This window comes from Halomicronema sp. CCY15110 (assembly GCF_016888165.1).
GTDB lineage: Bacteria > Cyanobacteriota > Cyanobacteriia > Phormidesmidales > Phormidesmidaceae > Halomicronema.
In genome coordinates, this window is record NZ_JACSWC010000169.1 from 21,200 (window position 1) to 31,992 (window position 10,793).

The window sequence follows — 10,793 nt, forward strand, 5'->3', positions numbered from 1 at the left end:
TACTTAATAAGTGTTAAGTCAGCAACAGGTTTAACTGTATTTTTCTATACTATTGTTAAGAGCGTTGAAACATTCTCCCGGATTCGCAAGTGCCCCAAGCACGATTATTAGCGCGCTTACTTGAGAGAAAAGTCCTGATTTGGCCGTTTTGAGTCAGTCAAGTGGCAGGCCTGAATCGGCTTTCGCGCTCACCCAGCAAAGTGTCAAGGAATTTTGCAATGCAAGCATCGCTATTTCAATCCAAGGTTTATGACGCTGATGTAATTGCGAAGTATTACCGCCGTCGTCCCTGGATTGTGGTTTGGCGATCGCTGCAAGTGCTGTGGTGGCTAGGCACTTTTGTCCTGGGGTTGCAGAGCGATCGCTGGTTTAACCGCGAAGAGCGGAACTTGACCAAGCGGGCTGTGCAGTTGCGCCAACTGTTGACCCGCCTAGGGCCGACTTTTATCAAGGTGGGGCAAGCCCTTTCGACGCGCCCCGACCTGATTCGCAAAGACTTTTTAGAAGAACTCACCAAGCTCCAAGATCAGTTGCCGCCGTTCTCCACGCCGTTGGCGATGATGATTTTAGAGAAAGAGTTGGGTTACTCGCCGGAGGAAATTTACAGTCGCATTTCTCCCGAACCGGTGGCTGCGGCTAGCTTGGCGCAAGTGTATCGGGCTCGACTGTACACCGGCGAAGAAGTCGCCATTAAAGTGCAGCGGCCTCGGTTGCTACCGGTGCTGACTTGCGACTTGTTCATCATGCGCTTTGCGGCGCAAGGTTTGGGATGGTTGTTGCCGTTGAATTTAGGGCACGACCTCACCCTGATTGTGGATGAGTTTGGTACCAAGCTCTTTGAAGAAATTGACTATCTCAATGAAGGGCGCAATGCGGAGCTATTTGCAGCCAACTTCCAGAATGATCCGACGGTCAAGGTACCCGTAATCTATTGGCGTCACAGCAGCACCAAAGTCTTGACTTTGGAATGGATTGAGGGCTTTAAGCTCACGGATGTCGGGAGCATTCAGGCGGCGTCTCTGAACACCGACAAGCTGATCGAAGTCGGCGTGACTACGAGCCTGCAGCAGCTTTTAGAGTACGGCTTTTTCCACGCTGATCCGCACCCGGGCAACTTGTTTGCCATGGCCGATGGCCGCATGGCTTACATCGACTTTGGCATGATGGACCAGCTCAATCAGGAAACGAAGGAAACCTTGGTAGATGCCCTGGTGCATCTGATTAATCAGGACTATGCAGCGCTGGCTAACGACTTTGTCAACCTCGGGTTCCTGACCCCAGATACCGATATTGAGCCGATTATTCCCGCTTTGGAAACCGTGCTGGGCGAAGCGTTGGGGGCGAAAGTCCGTGACTTCAACTTTAAGACCATCACGGATCGCTTCTCCGAATTGATGTACGAATACCCTTTCCGGGTGCCCGCCAAATTTGCGCTGATTATTCGGTCGTTGGTGACTCAGGAAGGGGTGGCCTTGAGCCTGAATCCTGATTTCAAAATCGTGGATATTGCCTACCCTTATGTGGCGCGGCGGTTGCTTAAGGGGGAAACCCCCTCCCTCCGTCGTCGCCTGTTGGAAGTCCTGTTCAAAGATGGCAAGTTTCAGTGGCAGCGGTTGGAAAATCTGCTGCAAATTGCTCAGAGCGATGAAGATTTCGATATTTTGCCCACGGCCAGTCTGGGCCTGCAGTTTTTGATGTCCGACGAGGGGCGCTACATCCGCGATCGCCTCATTTTGGCCATGACCGAAGACGATCGCCTGCACACCGAAGAGGTGCAAAAGCTTTGGGAACTGGTGAAAGAAGACTTGACACCTTCCAAAGTGCTGGGCGTTGCCTGGAATGCCATTTTGCAATCTTCGGTTGATCGCGCCGTCGATTGGTTGCCGCCAGTAGCGGCTTTGTCAGCTAATTTTCAGCCAGCGGAAAACCTTTAAGGGGAGTCCACAGGTCGATATAATAGGCGCAGATTTACATTTCTTGGTACCGATTCCGCCGTTTCGTCGAGGTTCGTGCTTTGTATCCTGATCCGCCTTATGTGTTGATGATTGCTGGATTTTTGTCGGCGATCGCCGCTGGCTCGGCTTTCAACACCTCCTTACAACAAGCCACCCAGACCTGGGCCAAAAATCCCCAAGCGGGCTCCTTGGAGGACATTCGAGGCCTGTCTTTGCAGCTTCCTTACGTTGGTATTTGCCTAGGCGTGTGGGTGACCCTGGCGGCGGGCATTCAGATTTTTGGGTTCTCGGCGACGGCAGCTTTTGCCATAAGCGCGGTGCTGACAGCTCTGATTGCCTGGCTGGTGTGGCGGCAGCTGGGAGTGATTTTGGGGCAATTGCAGCGCGGTGGCTCCAAGGCATTAGACCTTGATGGTCTCTAGGGTTAGTTGCCTCGCTCCGACATGAGGCCAGGGGTAACGCCTTCTACTGACTATTCGGGTGATGTCTGTCGGCATTTTACCTTTATCCCTTAAGGCCCTGATAGAGGTGTATGTGTGTGGTTTTTGGCTCAAATTTACGCCCCCTTATGTGGTGGGGTAATGCTTGGCGCTGGGGTCAGTGTGCTCCTGGGCCGACTAGGAGCGCGATCGCCTCGTCACTTACCCTGGCAGTCCCAGACGCCGCTCTGGTTAGGGCGCTTTCTGTTCTGGCTGGGCGTTCCTGGTAGCCTGATTCACTTTTTGCGCCAGACTGATCTTTCCGGGGGCGTGTGGATTGCCCCAGTCATGGCTTGGGTGACCTTTATCGTCGCCTTTGCATTAGCTTGGGGCTGGCTACAAATCAGTGCCCGACATTGGTCTAGTGCCGCCAAAGGGGTCTTTTTACTCTCGTCCATGGTGGGCAATACCGGCTACATTGGCTATCCCATTATTTTGCTGCTGCCCCAGTTGGGCACCGCTTATTTTGGCTGGGCGGTTTTTTACGATCTTTTGGGCACGTTTTTTGGGGCTTACGGGTTGGGGGCCATGATTGGGGCTTATTACGGACAGGGCATTGGTCAGGGGCGATCGCTGTCGCCCTGGCGGCAAAGCTTGGATGCGTTGGTGAGAGCGCCGACCTTTCCTGCTTTTGCTCTGGGTCTGTTGCTCCGTCCTGTCGCCTTTCCCGACTGGTTAGACCGGGGACTCCAGGGATTTGCCTGGTCGATGGTGATGCTGTCGTTGGTGCTGATGGGTATGCGACTTCAGCAGTTGCGATCGTGGCAAAAAATGCGTCCGGCACTCATGGCCACGTTGATTCGGATGGCGATCGCGCCAGCGGTGATTGGTGTCTTGCTCACTCTGTTGGGTTGGCGGGGGGCACCTCGCTTGGTCATGATCTTGCAGGCAGCGATGCCTGCGGCCTTTGCCACACTGGTGCTAGCCGAGACTTTTGAACTGGATCGCGATCTCGCAGTGACTTGTCTAGGCGTCAGTTCAGCGTGCTTGTTAGCGACCTTGCCGCTCTGGCTGTGGCTCTTCCCAGTCTGATTTGGCAACCTTCCCAGCGGGTTTCCCATCATTGGTATTGTTAGCCACACCCCTTAAAATATGTGGACACTTGCTCCGTCGCCGTTGTGCTGACCCATGCCTGCCCCAACTCAACGAACCGTATCGCGATCGCCGTCCCCCGCATCTGTCATGAACTCACCGATACACCAGTCTGCCTCCCTGATAGCGAGGGGAGGAAGGCGTTTGGGGACGATCGCTGGCTGGTGGACACTGGTGAGTTTGAGTAGCGGTTGCGTCCTGGCAGCTACGATCCCCAGCGCGATCGCTTGTGGGAAAACCGTACCGCAGACAACTGCTGAAATGACCATTCAGTCGCCGATGATGGCAAATTTGGCTCCGGCCAATGTCAGTGTCGAGGTGACTGGGGAGGCGGCCTCACCGACCGAAGCCCCCTCCGTGGTGTGGCTGATTGTGATGCCTGCCGTCCCCCTGGTGGGGGGCGCGTTCATCTATTTGTCACGCCGACTATTGGGCCGACCCAACGGTGAATGTCGGTTGGTCACCCAAGCGCCCCTGCCGGAACCGATGGACTCACCGGAGCCAATCAACTCAGAAGATCCGGAGCTTGAAGTCGAAGAAACAGACCCCCCTCAGGTCCTATAGGGATTGACGAACCGATAACGGTGGTGGGTGGGTCGATGACTGTGCCGATTAGCTTTCGTCGATGATGGCAGTGCGATCGAGCAGTAACAGGTTGCGGAGGGCGTCGGTGTCGAGTTCGGTGAGCCACTGTTCGCCCGCGCCGACTACCTGTTCCGCCATGGCCTTTTTGGATTCGATCATGTCGTGGATTTTTTCTTCCAGGGTGCCGGTGGCGACGAACTTGTGTACCTGCACGTTTTTAGTTTGGCCGATGCGGAAAGCGCGATCGGTGGCCTGATTTTCCACAGCGGGGTTCCACCAGCGATCGAAGTGGAAGACGTGGTTAGCGCGGGTGAGGTTGAGGCCGACGCCCCCGGCCTTGAGGGACAGAATGAACAGGCGCGGGCCGCTGGGATCATGCTGAAAGCGATCGACCATTTCTTCCCGTTTATTCTTGGACGTGCTGCCGTAGAGAAAGAGCGTTTCTTGACCAAACGTGCGCTCTAAGTGGGCCTGGAGCAGTTTGCCCCATTCAGCAAACTGGGTAAAGATGAGGGCACGATCGCCTTCATCTAGCAATTCCTCGACCATCTCATCAAAGCGCAGGAGCTTGCCCGATCGCCCCGCCGCCAGCGGGTCTTTGGCTTCTTTGAGGAACTGGGCGGGGTGATTACAGATCTGCTTCAGTTTAGTGAGCAACCCGAGAATCTGGCCGCGCCGCTGCACGCCTTCTGCCGCTTCGATGTCGCGCATGGCTTTTTCGACGGTGGCCTGGTATAGCTGGGCTTGTTCGTTCGATAACCCGCAAAAAACGGTCATTTCCTGCTTTTCGGGCAGGTCTTGAATGATGGTGCGATCGGTTTTCAGGCGGCGCAGGATGAAGGGTTGGACGAGCGATCGCAGCGTTTTCAGCGAGGCCGTGTCGCCATAGCGCTCGATCGGGGTGGCAAACCGCTTTTGGAAAAAGTTTTTGGGGCCAAGGTAGCCCGGATTCAAGAAATCCATAATCGACCAGAGTTCCGCCAGGCGATTTTCCACCGGGGTACCCGTGAGGGCAATGTTGAATTGGGCCTCGATTTGCCGCACGGCTTTCGACTGTTTGGCATCGGGGTTTTTGATGTTTTGGGCTTCGTCCAGCACCACGCCGAGCCACTCCACCCGCTCGAAATCCTTCAAATCTCGCTGGGCCAGGGCATAGCTAGTGAGCACAATGTTGGCACCCCTGGCCTTACGGGCAAACACAGCGGCGTGCGATCGCTTATCGCCGTGGTGCATCAGCACTTTCAGCTCGGGGCCAAACTTGTGAACCTCGCGCTCCCAGTTACCCAACACCGAGGTGGGACACACCAGCAGCACCGGGCCAGTCAGCAAATCCCGCTGCTTCAGCGTCAGCAAAAAGGCGATGAGCTGAATGGTTTTGCCCAAGCCCATGTCGTCGGCCAGGCAAGCCCCCAGGCCCCATTGTTCCAAAAACGTGAGCCAGGAGACGCCTCGCGCCTGGTAGGGCCGCAGCTTGCCGTTGAACCCGTCGGGTTCGCTAATCGGTTCCAGCGATTGGTTGCCTTCCGTCAGGGTCGAAATCAGGTCTTGCAGAATGCCCGACGCCTCAAACTTGACCACTGGCAGCTTGTCGATGACTTGGGTATCGCCGGTGCTAAGGCGCAGGGCATCTTCGACACTGAGTTCGATGGGGGTGTCGCGGCGTTTGAAAAAGTCGCGGGCGGTGCGAACGTCTTGGGGCCGTAGTTCCACCCATTGACCGTCAATTTCGAGCAGGGGGGTTTCTTGGGCGACGAGCTTTTCAAAGTCTTTTTGTGACAGCTTTTTGCCCGCCAGGGAAAGATCCCATTCCACGTTCAACAAGCTTTTGAGCCCCAACCGCTGGCGCTGTTTGCGGCTCGGAGCGGCGGCGGCGACTTGAATGCCCAGGCGATTATCTTCGCTGGGGGATTCCAAACCGGGGGGTAGGGCGACGCCGAAGCCGCTGTCGCGCAGGCGCGGCAGGGTCATTTTGAGAAACACAAAAGTCTGAGCCGGATCCAAAGGGGCGCGGTTGGGTCGCCGCTGTTGCAGACTCTCGCGGACGGGATCGCTAAATCGGGACGCCCGGCCGAGCCCCCCGAGTAGGGTTTCCTGGGGGTTGGGAATCGGGTGCCCATCAATCACGGCCTGGTCAACCGGATAATCCCACAGGGTGTCGGCGGGTACGAGAAAGCCGTCGTCGTCGCGGGATTGCAGGTAGTAGCCGAGGTGCCAGGAGTCGTCGTCGGTGGCGGGGGGCTCTAGCTTAAAGCAGACGCGAAAGCGATTTTCGTCGACGCTGCTTTGCAGGGGCATGGTCCAGGTGGTGAGGGCATCCCGCAGGCGAGCGGCGGCGATCGCGCTACTCTCAATTTCAGGATCTTGCTCGCTGCTGAGGGCGGCCAGCCATTCCCGCAGGGGTAATTCAGGGCTGAGCACGTCATTGCTGCCGACGGGTTGAGCCTGCGATCGCACCTGAGCATCTACGATCTGCTGCATAAAGTCGTAGAGCTGATCGGTGGCGGCAGTCGGCAGCGGCACCGCCACGCCGAGGGGTTGACCCTTGCGAGCTTTCGGCACGGACTGATAAGTCCGGCAACTGAGGGGTAGATGGCCACTAAACAGTTGCAGTCGTTGGGCGTCGGTGTCGCTGTCTAATAGAAGTTGCCACGGGGCCACGGTTTTTTTCTGGGGCGTGATGGCGATCGCGGGCAGAAATTTGCCCCGCGCCTGCAAATCCAGACTCCACCGCGCCGCGTGGCTCCAAAAGCGTAAGTCCTCGCCAATTTCTACGCCCGCGACTGCTCGCTGCCCGAGGGGCAAGCTTTCGAGAAACTGCGCCGCTTCCGTCGGCGTGAGCCAGATCCCCATAACTTTCCAAGGGTGGAGGGCAATCGCCTCAGTGGCCTCAGTGGCCTCAGTCAAATCTTCTGCCGAGTGTTGGGGCAAACAGGCTGCAGCCGTGAGCGCTGTGGGCAAAGACAAAAGTTGTTCCAATCCGCGCGGGGACTTTTTGCGGTTCCGCTTCGTGCCGCCACTCTCTCCCATGGCGACCCAAAAGGGTTTTGGGAGGCCGCCAATGACCTTGAGCTGTTCCAACAGTTCTGGCATCGCCATGCAAAACGGATGGGCTTGGAGTTCTGGATTCGGGGGGAACTCGCGGGCCTCCAGCCGCTGCCACATTTCGCCCCAGAGAAAGAACTGCTGATGTTCGGGTAACCAGCTGCCGTGTACGATTGCCATGCAACACTCAGATCTATCAACAAACCTTACCGACTTAGCGCGATCGCCAGTGGATCTTCCAATTTACCGCCAAACGAAATCATCTATCCCTGTTTGTCTTGATGTCATGCAGGCCCACGAGGCTGAAACGGTGCGGGCCATGCTGAATCAGTTCGTAGCAGAGGGGCTGAGCTATCCGCAATCAGAGCCGCTGACGGTCGATGCCTTTGCGGCTTATTGGCTGAAGGGCGAGGCCTTCATCGTGCGTCGGTTAGACGCTGCCTCAGCGCTGCCATCGGGCGACGATATTGTCGGTGCGTTCTATCTTAAGCCCAACTTTCCGGGACGGTGTTGCCATATTGCAAATGCCGGCTTTATTGTAACGCCGAAGCTGCAAGGTCAGGGCTTGGGGCGCTGGATGGGGGAGACGATGCTGCAGTTGGCCCGCGATCGCGGCTATCGGGCCGTGATGTATAACCTGGTGTTTGCCACCAATGTCGCCTCATTAAGGCTCTGGGAATCGCTAGGCTTTCGAGAAATTGGCCGCATTCCGGACGGGGTCTGTTTGCCCGATGGCCGCTATGTGGAGGCAGTCATGCTACATCGATCGCTGGTGAATGCCCCGTGAGCGTGACGACGCAAGGGCACTGGGTCTGCCGTCTTTCGCGCCCGTTCACGCCTGGCAAACTACCATCTCGCGGTGTCAATCCGCAGCTGCTTCCGACACCGCGAGATGGTAGTTTGCCATCATATTCTCTGCCAATCGGTCGAGCTACCAGGTTTTACCCGGCTGACTATCTGCCATGTCATTGATCGACAAACGACAACATGCTCCCGCTGCTGAGCGCAATCGTGAACCGATTGTCGCAGTTCTTGCCGAGCATTTGCCAGCGTCCGGCACTGTGTTAGAAATTGCGAGCGGCACTGGTCAACATGCCGTATTTTTTGCCGAACGGCTAGCGCCGCGATCATGGTTGCCCAGCGATCCCAATCCCATCGCGCGGGACAGCATCTCCAGTTGGCGCGCGATCGCTCAGCCGCCCAACCTTTACGAGCCCCTAGCCATAGATGTCACCCAAGCCCAATGGCCTCACCTCGTGACCACTTGGCAGCAGCAGCACACTCCAGTGTCAGAACTGCGGGCGATCGTCAATATCAACATGATTCATATTGCCCCCTGGATTGCTTGTGAAGGGCTCTTTGCCGGAGCTGCTCAACTGCTCACGGTGGGGGATGTGCTGTATCTCTATGGTCCCTTCAAACAAGGGGGACGACATACAGCGCCGAGCAATGCAGCGTTTGACCGATCGCTGCAACAGCAAAATCCCGCCTGGGGTATCCGGGATCTCGAAGCCGTTTGTGAGACTGCACAAACATCAGGATTTGTGCTCCAAGCAACGATTCCGATGCCCGCTAATAATCTATCGGTGATATTCCACGCGACTGATGGAACATGAACTTGAAACCTTGCTCCCGTTGCCCTATTGAGGCGATCGCCCCCCCCATCAGCACGGCCATCACGGCTTGACTAGATGCCTCGACTGGCGATGACTGGCTTCACCCAAACCGATAGCCAAATCCTCGCAACGTCACGATGTGATTGGGATTACTCGGGTCAGCTTCCACCTTTTCTCGCAGCCAGCGAATATGGACATCAACGGTTTTGCGATCGCCCATAAAATCTGCCCCCCATGCTTTATCGATCAGTTCCTCGCGGCTCCAGACCCGGTTCGGGTGCTGCATAAACAGCTCCAAAATCCGAAATTCTTTGGGTGATAAGGCCACCTCGTGTCCCTCCACCGTTACCCGATATTCGTTTAAGTACAATACGATTCCGCCATGACTCAAAGCGGCAGGTTTGGGCGTCGCCTTCGCCCGTCGATAACGCCTGAGCAAAGCCCGACATCGAGCGACTAATTCACGCATCCCAAAGGGTTTAACCAAGTAATCGTCAGCGCCGACCTCTAACCCCACCACGCGATCGGTCTCACTTGCTTTGGCACTCAGAATCAAAATGGGGATGTCCCAGTTGCGGTGACGAATCAAACGACAAAGATCCAGCCCACTGACGCCGGGCAGCATCAAGTCTAAAACGGCTAGATCAAACGGTGGCAGATCGTCTGGGCGCTGTGGTGGCAGACTGTTTAGCAAATCCAGCGCCAATGTGCCATCAGCCGCCACAGCGACGCGATAGCCCTCCCCCCTCAGCGCCAGTCCTACCGTCTCACGAATCAAAGCTTCATCATCGACCACTAAGATGTGGTCTGGCTGTAGCGTAATTCCCGGAGTTAAATGATTTTCTAAGTTGTGCACCATGATGCAACGTATAAATTTCGTGACCTGCCCCGTATCTCAGCGCGCGATCGCCTCATGCGAGTGTGGTTTTGAGCCACCATGATTGTTGAAAAGCGGGCCCATCATGTGAGCGAGTAGAAATTGCCATCAACGTCATCAAGCCCCTGAACAGCACCTCGGCCTAGATGTGGAAAAACTTTGATTATGAGCACCATGCCTTGTGGATGTATCGTCTGAGGCGCGGCTTAAGACCAGCTCATCTTTAGGTTAAATCTTGACCTTCTGGCTCTTAATCTTGGCCCGTTAGGAGTTCCCCAAACCGCCAAAATTCGGAACCCTGGTTTGACCTCGCCAACAGTGGGGGAGCGATTATTGACGGCATTATTGGGGCATTTTGAGCTAGCCGCTAGCGACCAGCCAGCTTCCCTGCCAGAGCGCCGGAACAGTTCCAGGCCGCAGTGTTTGAAAGCATTTGGGGCATTTGGGGCATTCGGGCACATTGGGGTGCGTCACCCCGACACCGGAAATCAAGCCACTGTCGAGTCTCGACCCAGGTGGTCACGGGGGCTAAGAGTGTTCCAGATAATTGCCTGTCCGAAATCTGACGACTGGAACTGCTCCCTCCCGCTGATCAGCGGCATCAGTACTGCTGAGTCGGGATGATTTTAGGTGGAATACATTAGCGACACCGAGAGCAGTGGTGCCGCTAAACCGACCGGCTAAATATGAATGAGCTGCTAGGAAAAATAAATTGGAACGCTTAGTATCTTCGATAAATTTGCTAGAGATTGCCAAACTTTCGGCTCAGCAAATTCTCAACGTTTACTTTAAAAGTGAAATATACGGCAGCAGCATCCAATTCAGTTATTTGAGTGATTTCCTCATGCTTGGTAGAGCTTTCTCAGAGTTGTTTCAGTGCGTATGCTCAGAAGAGCCAAAAGTAAACACTTACTCCATTACTCCCAGATATTTATTGAGAGGAAATATCAAAAATCTGCGTGGATGCTGCTGTCTTTGATGAAACCAAATCAGACGCTAAATCGATTTCAACCTCCTATTTAACGTGAACTGGCTTGTCTTTTGAACTCGGAGCTAACTGCTCCTTGGTTACTTATACCAATTCCCTATGAGGTGAAGCAGAATATAGGAGTACTGATTTCAAGCACAAAAGATGGCTCGTCCACTC

General features: G+C 55.4%; 9 protein-coding genes. 7 read left to right on the forward strand and 2 right to left on the reverse strand.

Annotated elements, in window-relative coordinates:
• Positions 1-218 precede the first annotated feature (218 nt).
• The 5 genes from JUK32_RS04740 to JUK32_RS04760 all read left to right on the forward strand — a co-directional run bounded on the left by JUK32_RS04740 (position 219) and on the right by JUK32_RS04760 (position 4,090).
• A complete protein-coding gene (locus JUK32_RS04740) occupies positions 219-1,934 on the forward strand; it encodes an AarF/ABC1/UbiB kinase family protein (protein WP_204137705.1) in 1,716 nt (571 codons plus the stop codon).
• 80 nt (positions 1,935-2,014) lie between these two features.
• On the forward strand, positions 2,015-2,377 hold the full coding sequence (locus tag JUK32_RS04745; RefSeq protein ID WP_204137706.1) for a hypothetical protein: 363 nt from the start codon (positions 2,015-2,017) through the stop codon (positions 2,375-2,377).
• Between the two features lie 159 nt (positions 2,378-2,536).
• Positions 2,537-3,466: an AEC family transporter gene (locus tag JUK32_RS04750; RefSeq protein ID WP_239112334.1), complete on the forward strand. Its 930-nt coding sequence runs from the start codon at positions 2,537-2,539 to the stop codon at positions 3,464-3,466.
• 62 nt (positions 3,467-3,528) lie between these two features.
• Complete coding sequence (locus JUK32_RS04755) at positions 3,529-3,714, forward strand: hypothetical protein (protein ID WP_204137708.1); 186 nt, start codon at positions 3,529-3,531, stop codon at positions 3,712-3,714.
• Positions 3,671-4,090, forward strand: coding sequence for a hypothetical protein (locus JUK32_RS04760; RefSeq protein ID WP_204137709.1), 420 nt, complete (start codon positions 3,671-3,673; stop codon positions 4,088-4,090). The genes JUK32_RS04755 and JUK32_RS04760 overlap by 44 nt, the downstream gene beginning before the upstream one ends.
• 48 nt (positions 4,091-4,138) lie before the next feature.
• Here JUK32_RS04760 and JUK32_RS04765 read toward each other — a convergent pair whose 3' ends face one another.
• On the reverse strand, positions 4,139-7,333 hold the full coding sequence (locus JUK32_RS04765; protein ID WP_204137710.1) for a DEAD/DEAH box helicase: 3,195 nt from the start codon (positions 7,331-7,333) through the stop codon (positions 4,139-4,141).
• Between JUK32_RS04765 and JUK32_RS04770 the strand changes: the two genes are divergently transcribed.
• Positions 7,332-7,940, forward strand: a complete 609-nt coding sequence (locus tag JUK32_RS04770) for a GNAT family N-acetyltransferase (protein ID WP_239112335.1) — start codon at positions 7,332-7,334, stop codon at positions 7,938-7,940. The genes JUK32_RS04765 and JUK32_RS04770 overlap by 2 nt on opposite strands.
• A 175-nt stretch (positions 7,941-8,115) precedes the next feature.
• Positions 8,116-8,769 carry a DUF938 domain-containing protein gene (locus tag JUK32_RS04775; protein ID WP_204137711.1) on the forward strand — a complete coding sequence of 218 codons (654 nt, stop codon included), beginning with the start codon at positions 8,116-8,118 and terminating at the stop codon, positions 8,767-8,769.
• Between the two features lie 100 nt (positions 8,770-8,869).
• On the opposite strand, the gene JUK32_RS04780 is transcribed toward JUK32_RS04775, so the two are convergent.
• Positions 8,870-9,628, reverse strand: a complete 759-nt coding sequence (locus JUK32_RS04780) for a response regulator transcription factor (RefSeq protein ID WP_204137712.1) — start codon at positions 9,626-9,628, stop codon at positions 8,870-8,872.
• Positions 9,629-10,793: the final 1,165 nt, after the last annotated feature.